The organism is Methylorubrum populi (assembly GCA_036946625.1).
Classification (GTDB): Bacteria; Pseudomonadota; Alphaproteobacteria; order Rhizobiales; family Beijerinckiaceae; genus Methylobacterium; species Methylobacterium populi_C.
Window position 1 is genome coordinate 205,345 of record JAQIIU010000001.1, and the last position, 16,900, is coordinate 222,244.

Consider the following 16,900-nt stretch of genomic DNA (forward strand, 5'->3'; position numbering starts at 1 on the left):
CGGTTCGCGGTCAAACAGGCCTTCAGAACAGCGAACCTTGCCGCGCGGCGGCCTCCGGTGCCGTTTCCGCGGCCTTCGGTGCCGGCTCGGGCGCGGCCCGGCGGGAGGGACGCTTCGGGCGTGACGGGGAAGGCGGGACATCTGTCGGGGCGTCGGCCGCAGCCTCGGGGCGCGAAAAGACCGCGCCGTCGGCGAACTGGAGTCGGAGCCGGGCGGATCTCGCGGCGGCCTCGGCCGAGCGCACCGGCAGGCCGTCGGCATCGCGCACCAGGGCATAACCGCGGGCGAGCACGGCCTTGTAGCTCAGCGCCCCGAGCAGGCCCGCCTGCGCCCCGAGCCGGTCGCGGCGGCGCTCGATGATGCGGGTGATCGCCGCGCGCGGGCGGTGGTCGATGCCGACGAGCCGGGCCCGCGCCTCGGCCAGCGCGATGGCCGGCGAGCGCCGGGTCAGCCGGTCGGCGAGGCGGTTCAGGCGCTCGCGGGAATCGCGGGCGTTGGCGGCGAGCGCCGGCCGCAACCGCGCGTCGGCGAGGTCGAGGCGCTGCCGCTTGGCCGCGAGGAAGGCGTCGGCGCCGGGAATCGCCCGCACCAGCGCCCGGAAATCCGCGCGCTCGCGCTCGATCCGCCGCAGCATCGTGCCCGCCTGCCGGGCGCCGAGGTCGTGGATCTGGGCCGCCAGTTCCGCGCGCACCGGCACCGCCATCTCGGCCGCGCCCGTCGGCGTCGGCGCGCGCCGGTCCGAGGCGAAGTCGATCAGCGTCGTGTCGGTCTCGTGGCCGACGGCGGAGATCAGCGGGATCTCGGATTCGGCGGCGGCGCGCACCACCGCCTCCTCGTTGAAGGCCCAGAGATCCTCGATCGAGCCGCCGCCGCGGGCGACGATCAGCACGTCCGGGCGCGGGAGGGGCCCGCCTTCTGCGCGTTGCACCGATGCCGACCGGGGGCCGGCCGGGATCTTCGGGAGGGCGTTGAAGCCCCGGATCGCCGCGGCGATTTCTTCTGCCGCCCCCTCCCCCTGCACCCGCACCGGCCAGACCAGCACGGGGCGGGGGAAGCGGTCCTCCAGCCGGTGGAGGATGTCGCGGATCACCGCGCCGGTGGGCGAGGTGACGACGCCGATCACCCGCGGCAGGAACGGGATCGGCCGCTTTCGGCTCGCCTCGAACAGCCCTTCGGCCGCGAGCTGGCGCTTGCGCTCCTCCAGCAGCGCCATCCAGGCGCCGATGCCGGCGGGCTCCATCGAATCGACGACGATCTGGTACGAGGACTTGCCGGCGAACGTCGTGATCTTGCCGGTGGCGACGACCTCCAGCCCCTCCTTCGGCTTCTGGCGCAGGCGCCCGAGCACGCCCTTCCACACCACCGCGTCGATCTTGGCCGTGCCGTCCTTGAGCGAGAAATAGGCGTGGCCCGAGCCGTGCGGTCCGCGATAGCCGGAGATCTCGCCGCGCAGCCGCACATGCCCGAAGGCGTCCTCCAGGGTGCGCCTGAGGGCGGCGGCGAGGTCGCCGACCGACCATTCGGGGGCGTTGGCCTGGAGCAGCGCCGCGGGCGCCGGCTCCCCCGGCGGCGGCACGGCGGCGGCAGAGGTCGCAGGACGTGGCGGGGGCACGAGCGGCATGGGGCCGGACGCTAGGGAACGGGCCGGACGAGGTAAAGGCCGACGGGCCGATCGGCTGGGGAACGCGCGGCGGGTGTGGCGCCGGAGCCGCTTCCTCTCTCGTCTCGGACCCTATTCCGCCAGCCTCCTCGCCGGTGCCGTCGCAGCGTAGAAATCGAGCGCATTCGCATCTTCAAAGGATCTCGGACCGATCCGAGCGTGCGCCTCGACGAGGCGATCCTGCCGGTGCGCGACCTGCGCGAGGCGGTCACCAGCCGCATCGCGCTCGAACTCGGCAGCCCCTGCGCGCGGCCGGGCACGGCATCGCTCGATGCGCCCTGGCGGGAGTTCGGCACGGTGCCGGGCGGGGTCACCGACGCGCTCGAACCGCTCGATCAGGTGCGCATCCTCGGCCACGCCTTCCACCCCTGGTGGAGCGGCTGCCGCGGCCGTTCCGGCTCGGCGGCCGGGCCTGGGCGAAGGGCGCGCACACCCTGCACGAGACGGCTTTCCGGATGCGCAGGGCGTTGAAGGGCGAGACGAAACCGCCGGCGATCAGATCAGACGGGTGAGGAGCAGCGCCGCGGTCAGGGCCGGCGCGGCGGCGGCCGCCATCGCCCAGGGCCAGACCGGAGCGAGGCGGGAGCGCCGGTTGTCGTTGGCGGCCCGGGGGGCCGTGCGGCGGCGGACCACGTAATGCGACAGCCGAACGATCTCGTGCTCGCGGCGCGGGCGGGGGGGAGAGACGATCGAGTGGCGACAGATCGGCATGGCCATCGACAACAGGTGAGCCGGGCCAACCGTTCCGTCCCCGGAGGCGCGGGACATGCGATTTCGCGCGGCGGGCGGAGATCACGCCGCGGTTTCTCACGATCCGCCCGAGGGGCCGTGCCTTGAGGCGTCATGCGGCGGGTTCTCCCCTGCATCGCTCCCCTGCATCGCCCCCTTGCCTCGCCCCCTTGCCTCGCCCCCTTGCGTCTTCGGGGCCGACGCGAAACGCTCTTTCCCCGGCCGGCGTTTTTTGGGAAGGGATCTCGTCATGACCGAGCCCCTCTCCATCCTGCTCATCGGTTCCGGCGGGCGCGAGCACGCCCTGGCCTGGGCCATCGCCAAGTCGCCCCTCTGCGCGCGGCTGTTCGTCGCCCCGGGCAATCCCGGCACGGCCCGGCACGGCGAGAACCGGCCGGATCTCCCCGTTTCCGATCACGCGGCCGTCGCCGCCTTCTGCACATCCGAAAAAGTCGGGCTGGTGGTGGTGGGGCCGGAGGCGCCGCTGGTCGCCGGGCTCGTCGACGACCTGCAGGCCGCCGGCATCCCCGCCTTCGGGCCGACGCGGGCGGCGGCGCAGCTCGAAGGCTCGAAGGGCTTCACCAAGGATCTGTGCGCCGAGCACGACATCCCCACCGCCGCCTTCGCCCGCTTCACCGAACCGGAGCCGGCGCTGGCCTACCTGCGCACGCGGGGTGCGCCGATCGTGGTCAAGGCCGACGGGCTCGCCGCCGGCAAGGGCGTGACGGTGGCCGAGACCTTGCCCGAGGCCGAGGCCGCGGTGCGGGCGATCCTCGACGGCAGCGCCGGCGGGGCCCTCGTCATCGAGGAATGCCTGTTCGGCGAGGAGGCGAGCTTCTTCGCGCTCTGCGACGGCACCCGGGCGATCCCGATCGGCACGGCCCAGGACCACAAGCGCGTCCACGACGGCGACCGCGGCCCCAATACCGGGGGCATGGGCGCCTACTCGCCGGCTTCCATCGTTACCCCGGACATCGCCGACGCGGTGATGGCCCGGATCATCGCGCCGACGCTCGCGGGCATGGCGGCCAGGGGAACGCCGTTCGCCGGCATCCTCTATGCCGGGCTGATGCTGACGGACGAGGGCCCGAAGCTGATCGAGTACAACGCCCGCTTCGGCGATCCCGAGGCGCAGGTGCTGATGCCGCGCCTGTCAGGCGATCTCGTGCCGGCCCTGCTGGCGGCGGCCCGGGGCGACCTGTCCGGTGTCGCGATCGGCTTCGAGGACGCGCGCGCCGCGCTCACCGTGGTGATGGCGGCGCCGGGCTATCCCGGCGCGGTCACCCGCGGCAGCGAGATCCGCGGGACCGATGCGGCGGAGGATGGGGGCGCCATGGTGTTCCACGCCGGCACCCGCCGGGACGGCGACCGGCTGCTCGCCGATGGCGGCCGGGTTCTCGCCGTCACGGCGCTGGGGGGAAGCGTGCGGGAGGCGCGGGCGCGCGCCTACGCGGCGGTGAAGCGGATCGACTGGCCGGAAGGGTTTTTCCGCAGCGACATCGGCGGCCGGGAGGTCGCGCGGGAGGCGGCCTCCGGGGGCGATTGATGCCCGGTTTCCTCGACCTCGCCTTCGCCGCCGCCCGTGAGGCCGCGGCGCTCGGCGAGGTGCCGGTCGGCGCGGTGGTGGTGCGCGGGGGCGCGGTTCTGGCGGTGGCCGGCAACCGGCCCCGCGCGCTTCACGATCCCACGGCCCATGCCGAGATCCTGGCGATCCGCGCCGCCTGCGCCGCGCTTCGGGACGAGCGGCTGACGGCGTGCGACCTCTACGTGACGCTGGAGCCCTGCCCGATGTGCGCGGGCGCGATCGCCTTCGCCCGCATCCGCCGGCTCTACTACGCCGCCTCCGACCCGAAGGGCGGCGGCGTCGAGCACGGTCCCCGGGTGTTCAACCAGCCGACCTGCCACCACGTGCCGGAAGTCTATTCGGGGTTTCGCGCCCGGGAGGCGGCGGACATGTTGCGGGTGTTCTTTTCCGGGCGGCGTGCAACCGTGCGGTGAGCGTTAGACGCTGGTGCTGATGTAGGATTGGGGCAGTGACGCGTGGACGCTGTTCTTGTGTCATGTTTCTTCGCAAGCGGGAAGGCAGATCTCGGCGCGAGACGTTGACTGTCTTGATCTGCGATCAAGCGCGCGAGTAGGGGAAAATTCGATCTTTGTTAACGATCCTGCTTAATCGTGCTGCCGTCGAACGACCCAACTGGCCCGTGCGCGGCGGACTATTTGGCCCTTTACGCGCCGAACCTCACCATGCGCCTGACGCTCAAGGTCACACTCGTCGCCCTTTTCGGTGGCGTCGCCCTCATCACCGCAGGCCAGGGCGCCATCTCGCTGATGGAACTCTCGTCCATTCGCCAGCACGTGGGCGAGGTCGCGAAGAACTGGCTTCCTTCCGTCGTGACGGTCAACGAGATGAACGCCGCCGCGAGCCAGATGCGCCTGCGGCAATATCGCATTGTCACCACCTCCACCGACCCGGAGAAACTGGCCGCGAACCGGGCCCTCTACGACACGGCGGCGAGCGCGATGGCGGATGCGCGCAGGCGCTACGAGCCCCTGATCTCGTCGTCCGAGGAGCGGGCGCTCTACGAGCAATTCTCCCGGCTGTGGGCCAGTTACGAACAGGCGAGCCGGCACCTGATCGGTCTGATGGAGCAGGGGCGGCGGCCGGACGCCATGGCGGAACTCGTCGGACCCGACCTGCTCAAGCTGTACTCCGAGTCCGGCGAGGTTCTGACCCGCGCGGTCGCGCTCAACCGGGAGGGCTCCCAGCGCGATGCGGACGTCGCCGTGAGCGGCGCCGATGCCGCCTCTCAGATCGCCATCGTCTCGATGGTGCTCGCGATGCTGGCGGCCATCGGGGCGATGGTCTTCGGCTTCCAGCGGATCTCGCGCCCGATCACCCGCATCACCGGCATGATGGGAGCGCTCGCGGCCGGCGACACCGATGCGCCGGTGCCCTATCGCGAGCGCCGGGACGAGATCGGCGCGATGGCCGGCGCGGTTCAGGTGTTCAAGGACAACCTGATCCGCACCCGGGCCCTGGAGGAGGAGAGCGCGCTCGCCCGCGCTTCGGCCGAGGAGCAGCGCAAGGCCGGCATGCGCAGCATGGCCGACGGTTTCGAGACGGCGATCAGCGGAATCATCGGCACGGTGACCGCGGCGGCGACCGAGCTGCAGGCCACGGCCCAGAGCATGTCGGGGACCGCCACCGAGACGGCGTCCCAGTCCGTCACCGTCGCCTCCGCGGCCGAGGAGGCCGCCGCCAACGTGCAGACCGTCGCCGCCGCGGCCGAGGAACTCGGCACCTCCGTGCAGGAGATCGGCCGTCAGGTGGCGAATTCGTCCGAACTGGCCCAGGCCGCGGTCGGGGAGGCCGGCGACACCGGGGCGCTGGTGCAGGACCTGTCGAGCGCGGCGGCCAAGATCGGCGACGTGGTGGCGATGATCTCGACGATCGCCGCCCAGACCAACCTGCTGGCGCTCAACGCCACGATCGAGGCGGCCCGCGCCGGCGAGGCGGGGCGCGGCTTCGCGGTGGTCGCGGCCGAGGTCAAGCAACTCGCCGACCAGACCGCGCGGGCCACCAGCGAGATCGCGCAGCAGATCGGCACGATCCAGGGGGTGACGGGCCAAGCGGTCGCGGCCATCGGCGGCATCGCCGGCCGCATCCGCGAGATCAACGGCGTCGCGGCCGCCATCGCCGCCGCGGTGGAGCAGCAGGGGGCCGCGACCCAGGAGATCGTGCGCAACGTCGCCCAGGCGGCGACCGGCACGGGCGAGGTGACGACGAACATCTCGGGCGTGGCCGTCGCCGCCGAGGAGACGGGCGCGGCGGCGAGCCAGGTGCTGGGGGCGGCCTCCGAACTGTCGCGCCAGTCCGAACATCTCTCGGCCGAGGTGGGCCGGTTCCTGGCCACCGTGCGCGCCGCCTGAACCGCCTGACGGAAAGCGGGTGCCGGCACCCGCTTTCGGGGGCCGCGTCACCCCGCCAGGAAGCTCCGCAAAGCCCGCAGCGTCGCCTCGGGCGCCTCCTCGGCCATGAAATGGCCGGAGGCGATCCGCCCGCCCTCCGCCTTCGGCGCAAGGGTCCGACGCCAGACCGCGAGGGCGGGCTCCGGCTTGTCCTTGTCGAGATAGGCCTCGCTCGCGAGCACGAGCACCGGCATGCCGAGCGTCCGGCCGGCGGCGCGGTCGTCGCGGTCGGCGGCGCGATCCGGCCCGTCGGGGCCGCCCGCCCGGTAATCCTCGCACATCGCGTGGATGCGCTCGGGCACGGTCCAGGCCTGACGGTAGAGGGTCAGGGCGCGCGGGTCGAAAGCCGAGAGGTCGTGCGCGGCGCTCCACGCGCGCAGCAGCCCCTCGAAATAGCCGTCCGGGTCGCGGCGGATCGCCTCCTCCGGCTCCGGGGCGGGCCGTGCCAGGAACGGCCAGTGCGGGTTCGCGCCGGGCTTGGCCGCGATGCGGTCCCACTGCACGTCGGTCGGCACGATGTCGAGGAGCGCGAGGCGCTCGATCCGACCGGGCTCGTCCAGCGCCAGCCGGTAGCCGACCCGCGCGCCGCGGTCGTGGCCGGCGAGCGCGAAGCGGGCGTGGCCGATCCGCTCCATCACCGCGACGATTTCGGCCCCGAGACGCCGCTTGGCGTAGGCGTTCCCGCCCTGTGAGTCCGGCGCCGCCGACCAGCCGTAACCCTTCAGGTCGAGGGCGATCACCCGGTGCGTCCGGGCGAGGGTCGGCGCCAGCCGGTGCCACATCGCGTGGGTCTGGGGAAAGCCGTGCAGCAGGAGGAGCGGCGGTGCCTCCGCCGGCCCCCCGGCCCGGCCGAACCAGCGGCCCGACGGCCCCTCGATCCACAGCGGCTCGAAGCCCGGAAACAGCGCGTCGCCTTCCGCCATCCGTCCGTTCTCCCGTCGGCAACCGTTTGCAGGTCCTCTTCCCGGAATGGCTCCCGGTTCGGCGTCGGAACGCCGGCCGAAAGCAGGATCGGGAGCCGCGGCCCGGCCCCACGGGGGCGGCACGAGGAACAACCCTTCCCGGCCTCGATGGCTCCGGGAGCGGCCCGCATCACCTTCGGGCCAATCCGTGCCGCCTCGGATGACCAGACGGCTCGGTGGCCTGTCCCGGCGCCGGACCGGGGCCGAACCGGGCGGCGATGCGCACGCTCCGGGCGCGGTTCGGACGGACCGATCAAATGATGAGGGCAGACGGAATCTTTACAATTCGCGCGGAAGTTACGTTGGCTCTGCGGTGGTGCCATGCCCCTGAACGACCTCGAAGAATTTGCACGGATCGCCTTCGACTGGCTCTGGGAGACGGATGCCGGGGATCGCTTCCGCTACATCTCCGCGGGAGCCGAGCGGGTCCTGGGCCGCCCGCCCGAGAGCATGATCGGCATCGAGCGCGCCGCCTTCGCCTGCGGCGAGGACCCGAAGGGTCTCGACGCCTACCGGGAGGCGCTCGCCGCCCGCCGCCCCTTTCGCGAACTGACCTACGTCTACCGCCATCCCGACGGTGGATCGCGCTGGTTCGAGATCAGCGGACGGCCTCACCTCTCGCCCGAGGGCACCTTCCTCGGATACCGCGGCGTCGGCAGCGACGTCAGCGAGCAGCACCGCACCCGGCTCGCCCTGGTCGAAGCCCATGCTCAGCTCAGCGAGCAGAACCGCCGCTTCGATGCGGCCCTGGAGAACATGAGCCAGGGCCTGTGCCTGTTCGACGCGGAGCAGCGCCTGATGGTGTGGAACCGGCGCTACCGGGAGATCTTCGGCCTGCCCGAGGAGGCGCTCCGCATCGGCATGAGCCAGCGGGCGATCATCGAGACGCTGGTGGCGCTCAAGCGCTACAAGGCGGGCGCGACGGTCGATTCGGTGAGCGAGGGCACCCGCACCTCGCTTCTCTCGGAAGGGCTGAAGCCGGTGCTGCGCGAACTCGCCGACGGGCGGGTCGTCGCCGTCACCCACCGGCCCATGGCCGGGGGCGGCTGGGTGGCGACCTTCGAGGACGTGACCGAGCGGCGGCGCAACGAGGCCCGCATCGTCCACATGGCCCGCCACGACGGGTTGACCGATCTGCCCAACCGCACCTGCCTGCGCGAACTCGGGAGCGAACTGATCGAGGCGATGCGGACGGGCGAGGGCGGGCGGCTGGCCGTGCTCTGCCTCGACCTCGACCGCTTCAAGCCGGTCAACGACAGCTTCGGCCACGCGGTCGGCGATGCCCTGCTGCGGGCGGTGGCCGAGCGGCTGCGGGCGCATGTGCGCGGGCGCGACGTGGTGGCCCGGCTCGGCGGCGACGAGTTCGCGGTCCTCTCCCGCATCGAGGACGCGGCCGGGGCGGCCACCCTCGCCGAGCGCCTGATCGGCGTGGTCGATGCCCCCTACCTCCTCGACGGGATCACCGTCGAGGTCGGCATGAGCGTCGGCATCGCGCTGGTCGACGCCGAGGCGTCCGCCGTCGGGCGCGACATCGAGCGCCTGCTGAAGGAGGCCGATCTCGCCCTCTACGAGGCGAAGGCCGGGGGGCGCGGCAGCTTCCGCCTGTTCGAGCCGCAGATGGACGAGTCCGTGCGCGAGCGGCTCGACCTCGAACGCGAGCTGCGCGAGGCGCTGGCGCAAGACCGCTTCGAGCTGCACTACCAGCCGCTGGTGGATCTGGCCGACGACCGCATCACCGGCATGGAGGCGCTGGTGCGCTGGCGCCATCCCGAGCGCGGATTGGTGAGCCCGGCGGTGTTCATTCCGCTGGCCGAGGAGACCGGCCTGATCGTGCCGCTCGGCGAGTGGGTGCTGCGGCAGGCCTGCCGCGATGCCGCCGGCTGGCCGGGCGGGATCAGCGTCGCCGTCAACGTCTCGCCGATCCAACTGCGCCATCGCGGCTTCGCCCAGAGCGTGCTCGCGGCGCTGGCCGGCAGCGGCCTCAAGGCGACGCGGCTCGAACTGGAGATCACCGAGAGCGTGCTCCTCGACGACACGGAGGCCAATCTCGAGACGCTCCACACCCTGCGCAGGCTCGGCGTGCGGATCTCGATGGACGATTTCGGCACGGGCTACTCCTCGATCAGCTACCTGCGCCGCTTCCCCTTCGACAAGATCAAGATCGACCGCTCCTTCGTGCGCGACTGCGCCGCGCAGTCCGAGGCCGGCGCGATCATCCGCGCCATCGTCAGCCTGGGTGCCAGCCTCGGCATCACCACGCTGGTCGAGGGGGTCGAGACCGAGCCGCAGCTCGCCACCGTCCGGGCGGAGGGCGCGCAGGAGGTCCAGGGCTACCTGTTCAGCCCGCCCCGGCCCGCCCACGAGATCGCCGCCCTGCTGGGGGGCGGAATGCATTTCGACAAGGCGGAGACCCGGACGATGGCCGCCTGAGCCTCGCCATCCGCTCCGTCGCGGAACACGGGGCTCGATGCCGCCGTTGCCCCTCCGGCCCCGGATCGCGACGCGGGCGCCGATGCGGCGGCGCGGGGAGAGCACCGTCCCGAAAGGTGGTTGCCGCCTTTCGGAAAAAGGCGATGCGAGAACGATGATGGCGCCCCCACCTCCGGGACATCGGTTTTCGGCGCCGCCGACGGAACGATTTGGGGAGCTTGGCAATTTTCAAGGCCAGGACAGGCTTCAAGACACCGTCCGGAACGGATGTCAGGAGGATACCATGATCGGTTGGGCCATCACCTTTCTCGTCGTCGCCCTGGTCGCCGCGCTGCTCGGCTTCGGGGGCATCGCCGGCACCGCCATGGAGGCGGCCAAGATCGTGTTCTTCGTCGCGATCGCGCTGTTCCTGATCTCGGCGGTGCTGGGCGCGGTGCGCGGGCGTTCCCCGCGGCTGTGACGACGCCCCGGACCCGCGAGGTCCGGCGGCAGGGTTCGACGGAAAGGGCGGTCCCTCGGGGCCGCCTTTTCCTTTTCACGCGACCCGCCGCTCTGGTAAGGGGCGCGGATGACCGACATTCCAGACCCCGCCCCGGCCGTGCCCGCGAACCAGCCCGCCGCGCCCGAGGGCGAGCGCATCGCCAAGGCCATCGCCCGCGCCGGCATCGCCTCCCGCCGCGACGCGGAGGCCCTGATCGAGGCCGGCCGCGTCACCCTCAACGGCAAGGTCCTGACCTCGCCGGCCCTCAACGTCACCGACTCCGACCGCATCACGGTGGACGGCGAGCCCCTGCCCGCCCGCGAGCGGACCCGGCTGTGGCTGCTGCACAAGCCGCGCGGCGTCGTCACCACCGCCCGCGACCCGGAAGGCCGCCAGACCGTGTTCGACGGGCTGCCCGACGACCTGCCGCGGGTCGTCGCCATCGGCCGGCTCGACATCAACACGGAAGGGCTGCTGCTGCTCACCAACGACGGGGGGCTCGCCAAGGTGATCGCCCATCCCGATACCGGCTGGCTGCGCCGCTACCGGGTGCGCGCCTTCGGCGACATCACCCAGGCCGATCTCGACCGCCTGAAGAAGGGCGTGACCGTCGACGGCATGGAATACGGGCCCGTCGAGGCCACCCTCGACCGGGTGCAGGGCGACAATCTCTGGCTGACGCTCGGCCTGCGCGAGGGCAAGAACCGCGAGGTCAAGCGCATCCTCGAACATCTCGGCCTCTCCGTGAACCGGCTGATCCGGCTGTCGTTCGGGCCGTTCCAGCTCGGCGATCTCGAAGTGGGGCTCGTGGAGGAGATCCGCACCAAGGTGCTGAAGGAGCAACTGGGAAAAAGCCTCGCCGAGCAGGCCGGCGTCGATTTCGAGAGCCCGGTGCGCGAGGCCATCGCTCCGTTCGGCAGTCCGAAGAAGACGGCCCGTGCCGCCGCGGCCGAGGCGCCCGCGTCGCGGGGCCGCCAGGGCGCGCGCGAGGAGGGGCGCTCGGAAGGACGTTCCGGCGCCCGGGGCGGGGCGGCCGTCCGTCCGCCGCGCGACCCCGCCCGTCCCGCCGCCTCCCGCGCCGCCGCGCGCCCGGCGCCGCGGGCGCCCTCGCCGACCGTGTGGCGGGCCGACGACGAGACCCGCCCCCGCGCCGCCAGGGTGCCGCGCCGCGGCACGGACCCGAAGACCGCCCGCGCCGCCGCCGCCGAGCGCGGCCGCGAGCGGGTCGGCGCGATCCAGGCGGCCGGCGAGCGCCGGGTGCTGGTGGAGCGGCTCCAGCCCTCGCCGGAGACGCCCGCCCCCGAGCCGCACCGCCGCGTCAGGTTCCGCACGGACGAGGATCGGCCCGAGCGTCGGGAGAGGCCGCGTGAGGAGCGCCCCCGTGAGGACGGGCCGCGCCGTGCCGCGCCGGAGGGCGAGGCCCGTCCCCGCCGCCGCGAGGCCGGGGAGGCCGCCTCGACCGAGCGGCGCGGGCCGCCCCGCGAGCGCCGGTTCGATGCCGAGGGGCGTCCGCCGCGGGAGCGGAGCGAGGGCAGGCCCCAGCGCGACCCGCGTGACCGCGGCGAGGGCGCACCCCGCCGCGAGCGCCCTGCCGAGGCGCGTTCCCCCGAGCGCCGCGGCCCCCCGCGCGACCGTCCCCGCGGCGCCGAGGGCGAGCGGCCGGCCCGTCCGCCGCGGGGCGCCGACGTGCCCGAGCGCGCCGGTGGTTTTCGCAAAGGTCCGGGCGGCAAGCCCGGCTTCAAGGGCGGCGCCCGCGACGGCGGCCGGGGTGGTTTCGGCAAAGGTGGTTTCGCCGGCGGCAAGCCCGGTGGAGGCCGTCCCGGCGGCGGCAAGCCGGGCCCGCGCGGGGGCGGGCGCCCGGGCCGTCCGCCGCGCGGCGAGGCCTGAGGCCTGACCCGTGCGGATCGTCGGGGGGGAATGGCGCGGGCGCCGGCTCGCCGGGCCGAAGGCGGAAGGCATTCGCCCGACCTCCGACCGCCTGCGCGAGGCCCTGTTCAACGTGCTGGCCCATGCCTACGACGACGCGGCCGAGGGCGCGGTGGTGCTCGACCTGTTCGCGGGTACCGGGGCGCTGGGCTTCGAGGCGCTGTCCCGCGGCGCGGTCCGGGCGATCTTCGTGGACGAGGGGCGCCAGGCCGGCGCGCTGATCCGCGACGGGATCGCCGTCCTCGGCTGCGGGAGCCGCGCCCGGCTGGTCCCGCGCGACGCGACCCGGCTCGGACCGGCGACGGACGGGCCGGCGACGCTCGTCTTCTGCGACCCGCCCTACCGGAAGAACCTCGCCCCCGCCGCGCTCGCCGCCGCGGCGGGCGGCGGCTGGCTCAACCCCGGCGCGCTGGTCCTGGTCGAGGAGGCCGCCGAGGCCGGCCCGGTCCTGCCGCTGGGGTTTTCCGAGCTGGAGCGGCGCAGCTACGGCGAGACCGTGGTAACGTTCGGCCGGTTCGAAGTTCAGGGTGGGTCTGCCTCCGTATAGCTTAGCTAGCAGATCGCGCAGAGCGGGCAGGTGTTCCCGATACATGACCCTTCTGCAAACGCTCGCGCTCTGCATCGATCGCGGCAGCGCCACGCCGAATACTACGCCAGCCAAACCAAGCTGCTACCAGAGCGAACAGGGGCGGGAAAATTAGCCAGAGATAATTCATATCCGTCACCTGAGTCCGTCGAGCATGGTTCTACCCCAGCTATGTAAGCCTGCTGCGACCAAAGCCCAAACGATCATGGTGATCATGGTCACTTGCCCTTCCGGCGGAGCAGATGCGAGCGGGAAACTCAGACCAACGATTGGAAGCAAAAATCCTCCACCGAAAAGCGCGATGGCGGTGTTGTTCGCCGCGGATGCTGTGAGTTTGGTCTTCTCATTATGAATCAGAATCTGCCTTTTGAGGAATTCTTGTTCGAGATCGCCGGTTTCGCCGCCGCCTCCAGGCGGATTCGCTGAGAGTGCTAGGCCAGAAGGAGTCGGATTTGTTTCCCATGGAAGGGGCAGGCCTGTAACCTTGCTGACGGTGGGTTCAGTCATTTCCCGCACTGCCGGTAGGGAGTTCTCCTCTTTTGGATCGAAGATAGTTGTAGATGTGTGTTTCTCTGAACGTGTTTATGTTACCGCAATTTTTGCATTCCAATAAAACAAGTGGAACCACGCCAGATAGGGTAAAATCATCAGTTCTTTGTGTTATAAATCCGGGAACTGTTCGCGCATCAAGGACTGCTACTGTAAAATCTTTTGCCCCGCACAGATGACATGTTTCGGATAATCTCTTGTCCACAAAATATTCTATTGCATCAGAGTGAGTTACTCTCTTATAGTTGTTGGGGTTTTTGTTATTATCCATCGATTTCGCTCCGGGATTTGCTATGACATGACATATTTATCAGCGCTTTTGTATCAATAAAACTTGCGCCCGTAGTCCGAGTGAGGCGATTTATGGGGACGCTGTCGATTTGCCGAGGTAGTATTTCAAGTTGCATTGGTCAATGTGTCGCGGGGGACGACAGGTACTATCAGGTAAAGTGGCTGTGCCGCCGCATCTCATGGTCCGCTTACCTCTTTGCCCGCTGCCGCCCTATCTCGCTCGGGCCACCCCCGTCCGCGAAGGAGGCCCGTGCCCATGCCGACCGTCCTACCGCCCGTCCCGCCGCTTTCCCGCCGAACCCTCCTGCAAGGCGCGGCCTCGGTCGCCGGGATCGGCCTCGCCCCGGCCCTGCCGCGCCCGGCCCGGGCCGCGGACGCCCTGATCGCCCGGCCGATCCCCTCCTCCGGTGAACGCCTGCCGGCCATCGGCATCGGAACCTCGCGCCGCTACGAGGTGACGGTGACGCCCGAGGCCATGGCCCCCTTGCGCGAGGCGGTGGAGCGCTTCGTGGCGCTCGGCGGCCGGGTGATCGACACCGCCCCGAGCTACGGCACGGCGGAGGACGTGCTCGGCGTCATCGTGAAGGGTTTACGCGAAAAGATCTTCCTGGCGACCAAGGTCGCCGGGCGCGGCCGGGAGGCGGCCGAGGCCGAGACCGAGCGCTCGTTCCAGCGCCTGCGCACGGACAGGATCGACCTGATCGCGGTGCACAACCTGATCGACACGGGGGCCAACCTCGCCGTCCTGCGCGGCCTGAAGGAGAAGGGCCGCATCCGCTACCTCGGCGTCACGGTCTGGCGCGACGAGCAGTTTCCGGAGCTCGAAGCGGTGATGAGGCGGGAAAAGCTCGATGTCGTGCAGGTGAACTACGCCCTCGACAGCCGGCGCGCGGCGGAGCGCATCCTGCCGCTGGCGGCCGAGCGCGGCGTGGCGGTGATGGTCAACGTGCCCTTCGGCCGCGACCGCCTGTTCAAGACCGTGAAGGACAGGCCCCTGCCCGACTTCGCCGCCGAATTCGGCTGCCGGAGCTGGGCGCAGTTCTTCCTCAAATACGTGCTCGCCAACGAGGCCGTGACCTGCCCGATCCCGGGCATGGCGAAGGTGAGTTACGTCGAGGACAACCTCGCCGCCGCGACCGGGCGGCTGCCGGACGCCGCCGAGCGGCGCAAGATGGAGGCCTTCATCGATGCGGTCTGATCTTTTTGGATTTTCTCTGGGTCGACGCGGTGCGCTGGCGCTGCTCGCCGGCACGCTCGTGCTTCCGGCCCTCCCCGCTCTCGCCCAATCCGAAAACACCAAGAGAATCGGGATCGTCGGGGCCGGCAACATCGGCGGGACGCTCGGCCGCCTCTGGATCGGGGCGGGCTACGAGGTGTTCTTCGCCTCCCGCCATCCGGAGGCGCTGAAGCCGCTGGTCGAGGGACTCGGGCCCAAGGCGCGGGCGGGGACGCCGGCGGAGGCCATTGCCTTCGGCAACGCCGTGCTGATCGCGGTGCCCTACAAGGCCTATCCGGAACTCGGCAAGGAGAATGCCGCCGGCCTGAAGGGCAAGGTGGTGATCGATGCCGGCAACGCGGTGAAGGCCCGCGACGGCGCGGTCTACGACGAGGTCGCGCGCGACGGCATCGGCGCCGTCTCGGCCAAGTACCTCGCCGGCGCCCGGGTGGTGCGGGCCTTCAACGCGGCGAACTACCGGGTCTTCCAGAAGAACGCCGGCCGCCCCGCGCCGCGCATGGCGGTGCCGATCGCCGGCAACGATCCGAAGGCGCTGGAGACCGCCCGCACCCTGGTCTCGGATGCCGGCTTCGACCCCGTGGTCGTCGGCGAACTGAAGGCCGCCGACACCTTCGCCATGGGCTCGCCCGGCTTCGGGCACGACCTCTCGGCGCCGGAACTCAAGGAGAAGCTCGGGGTCAAGCCTTGAGCGAGGCCCCGGCCTCGCCGGTCGCGACCCGCCTCGCCCGCCTCGTCGACGTGAGGCCGGGCGAGGGCCCGGCGCTGGCGTGGTCCTGGGCCTACATCTTCGCCCTGCTGGCGAGCTATTACGTGCTGCGCCCGATCCGCGACCAGATGGGCGTGGCGGGGGGCCTGGAGAACCTGCCCTGGCTGTTCCTGGCCACCCTCGTCGGCATGCTGGCGCTGAACCTGCCCTTCGCGTGGCTGGTCAAGCGCCTGCCGCGGGCGCGCTTCGTGCCCCTCACCTACCGCTTCTTCATCCTCAACATCCTGATCTTTGCCGCCCTCATCGCCGTCGCCGAGGGCGAGGCGGCGGTCTGGGTCGGGCGGGCCTTCTTCGTCTGGCTCTCGATCTTCAACCTGTTCGTGGTCTCGATCTTCTGGGCCACGGTGGTGGACGTGTTCTCGACGGACCAGGGCAAGCGCCTGTTCGGCTTCATCGCGGCCGGCGCCACCCTCGGCGCCATCTGCGGCTCGGCGGTGACCGCGACGCTCGCCCGCGACGTGCCGACCTGGGCGCTGCTGCTGGCCGCCGCCGTGCTCCTGGAGGCGGCGGTCTTCGCCATGCGAGGGCTCGCGCGCCTGATCGGGCGGCTGCACGAAGTGCCGGAGGAATCCCGCGCGGGCGAGACCATCGGCGGCGACGTGTGGGCGGGCATCCGGCGCACCGTCGCCTCGCCCTACCTCCTCAACATCGCCCTGTTCCTGGCGCTGTTCTCGATCACCGCGACCTTCCTGTATTTCGAGCAGGCGGGGATCGCCAAGCGCAGCTTCCCCGACCGCGGTGCGCAGACCGCCTTCTTCGCCGGCGTCGATCTTGCCGTGAACGCGCTCACGCTCGGCATCCAGCTCTTCCTCACCGGCCGCATCACGAAGGTGTTCGGCGTCGGCGTGACGCTCGCGCTGCTGCCGGCGGCGAGCATCGTCGGCTTCGCCGCACTCGCGCTCTCGCCGACCGTGGCCTCGGTGGTGGTGATCTACGTGCTGCGCCGCGCCGGCAACTTCGCCATCGCCCGGCCGGTCCGCGAGGTGCTGTTCACGGTGGTGCCGCGCGAGGACCGCTACAAGGCGAAAAGCTTCATCGACACGGTGGTCTACCGCCTCGGCGACCAGCTCGGCGCGTGGTCCTATACCGGGCTCGCCGCGCTCGGCTTCGGCGGCCACGCGGCGGCCGTGGCGGCCTTGCCGCTCTCGGCGGCGTGGCTCCTCAACGCGCTCTGGCTCGGCCGGGCGCAGGCGCGGCGGCAAGAGGTGGCACAACAAGAGGCGGCACGAACGGGGGACATCCCGGCGCCGATGCCACCAAGAACGGCCTGATCTCGATTGTTGCAAAGGTTGTGTTCAGTCTAACCTGCTT

General features: G+C 71.4%; 16 protein-coding genes. 11 read left to right on the forward strand and 5 right to left on the reverse strand.

Features of this window, described 5'->3' with window-relative positions:
- Positions 1-22: 22 nt before the first annotated feature.
- Positions 23-1,621, reverse strand: coding sequence for an exodeoxyribonuclease VII large subunit (gene xseA / locus PGN25_00995; protein MEH3116225.1), 1,599 nt, complete (start codon positions 1,619-1,621; stop codon positions 23-25).
- 198 nt (positions 1,622-1,819) lie between these two features.
- On the opposite strand from xseA, the gene PGN25_01000 reads away from it, so the two are divergent.
- Positions 1,820-2,131 carry a hypothetical protein gene (locus PGN25_01000; protein ID MEH3116226.1) on the forward strand — a complete coding sequence of 104 codons (312 nt, stop codon included), beginning with the start codon at positions 1,820-1,822 and terminating at the stop codon, positions 2,129-2,131.
- A gap of 24 nt (positions 2,132-2,155) precedes the next feature.
- Here the strand turns inward: PGN25_01000 and PGN25_01005 are convergent, their stop codons facing one another.
- Positions 2,156-2,371: a hypothetical protein gene (locus PGN25_01005; GenBank protein ID MEH3116227.1), complete on the reverse strand. Its 216-nt coding sequence runs from the start codon at positions 2,369-2,371 to the stop codon at positions 2,156-2,158.
- Positions 2,372-2,639: 268 nt separating this feature from the next.
- Here PGN25_01005 and purD point away from each other — a divergent pair, with 268 nt between their 5' ends.
- From purD to PGN25_01020, 3 genes are all read left to right on the forward strand, one after another.
- Entirely contained in the window at positions 2,640-3,935 is a 1,296-nt protein-coding gene (gene purD / locus PGN25_01010; GenBank protein ID MEH3116228.1) for a phosphoribosylamine--glycine ligase, read from the forward strand.
- Entirely contained in the window at positions 3,935-4,387 is a 453-nt protein-coding gene (locus PGN25_01015) for a nucleoside deaminase (GenBank protein ID MEH3116229.1), read from the forward strand. Before purD ends, PGN25_01015 begins: the two co-directional genes overlap by 1 nt.
- A 249-nt stretch (positions 4,388-4,636) precedes the next feature.
- Complete coding sequence (locus PGN25_01020; GenBank protein MEH3116230.1) at positions 4,637-6,322, forward strand: methyl-accepting chemotaxis protein; 1,686 nt, start codon at positions 4,637-4,639, stop codon at positions 6,320-6,322.
- A gap of 47 nt (positions 6,323-6,369) precedes the next feature.
- Here PGN25_01020 and PGN25_01025 read toward each other — a convergent pair whose 3' ends face one another.
- On the reverse strand, positions 6,370-7,284 hold the full coding sequence (locus tag PGN25_01025) for an alpha/beta hydrolase (protein ID MEH3116231.1): 915 nt from the start codon (positions 7,282-7,284) through the stop codon (positions 6,370-6,372).
- Between the two features lie 360 nt (positions 7,285-7,644).
- Here PGN25_01025 and PGN25_01030 point away from each other — a divergent pair, with 360 nt between their 5' ends.
- The 4 genes from PGN25_01030 (at position 7,645) to rsmD (ending at position 12,707) form a co-directional block, all read left to right on the forward strand.
- The gene (locus PGN25_01030; protein MEH3116232.1) at positions 7,645-9,753 is read left to right on the forward strand and encodes an EAL domain-containing protein; all 2,109 of its coding nucleotides are present in this window, start codon (positions 7,645-7,647) and stop codon (positions 9,751-9,753) included.
- Between the two features lie 283 nt (positions 9,754-10,036).
- Positions 10,037-10,213 (forward strand): DUF1328 domain-containing protein, encoded by a 177-nt coding sequence (locus PGN25_01035; protein MEH3116233.1) that lies wholly within the window; start codon positions 10,037-10,039, stop codon positions 10,211-10,213.
- A 108-nt stretch (positions 10,214-10,321) separates the two neighbouring features.
- Positions 10,322-12,121 (forward strand): pseudouridine synthase, encoded by a 1,800-nt coding sequence (locus PGN25_01040; GenBank protein MEH3116234.1) that lies wholly within the window; start codon positions 10,322-10,324, stop codon positions 12,119-12,121.
- 10 nt (positions 12,122-12,131) lie between these two features.
- Positions 12,132-12,707, forward strand: coding sequence for a 16S rRNA (guanine(966)-N(2))-methyltransferase RsmD (gene rsmD / locus PGN25_01045; GenBank protein ID MEH3116235.1), 576 nt, complete (start codon positions 12,132-12,134; stop codon positions 12,705-12,707).
- Between the two features lie 174 nt (positions 12,708-12,881).
- Here the strand turns inward: rsmD and PGN25_01050 are convergent, their stop codons facing one another.
- Both PGN25_01050 and PGN25_01055 read right to left on the reverse strand, forming a co-directional pair.
- Positions 12,882-13,253 (reverse strand): hypothetical protein, encoded by a 372-nt coding sequence (locus PGN25_01050; protein MEH3116236.1) that lies wholly within the window; start codon positions 13,251-13,253, stop codon positions 12,882-12,884.
- Positions 13,246-13,566: a hypothetical protein gene (locus PGN25_01055; GenBank protein ID MEH3116237.1), complete on the reverse strand. Its 321-nt coding sequence runs from the start codon at positions 13,564-13,566 to the stop codon at positions 13,246-13,248. Before PGN25_01055 ends, PGN25_01050 begins: the two co-directional genes overlap by 8 nt.
- A gap of 276 nt (positions 13,567-13,842) precedes the next feature.
- On the opposite strand from PGN25_01055, the gene PGN25_01060 reads away from it, so the two are divergent.
- Genes PGN25_01060 through PGN25_01070 form a run of 3 tightly spaced genes read left to right on the forward strand, consistent with a single transcriptional unit; the run spans position 13,843 to position 16,860 of the window.
- Entirely contained in the window at positions 13,843-14,784 is a 942-nt protein-coding gene (locus PGN25_01060) for an aldo/keto reductase (protein ID MEH3116238.1), read from the forward strand.
- Entirely contained in the window at positions 14,774-15,511 is a 738-nt protein-coding gene (locus PGN25_01065) for an NAD(P)-binding domain-containing protein (protein MEH3116239.1), read from the forward strand. Before PGN25_01060 ends, PGN25_01065 begins: the two co-directional genes overlap by 11 nt.
- Positions 15,508-16,860, forward strand: a complete 1,353-nt coding sequence (locus PGN25_01070; protein ID MEH3116240.1) for an MFS transporter — start codon at positions 15,508-15,510, stop codon at positions 16,858-16,860. Before PGN25_01065 ends, PGN25_01070 begins: the two co-directional genes overlap by 4 nt.
- The last annotated feature ends 40 nt before the right edge of the window (positions 16,861-16,900 follow it).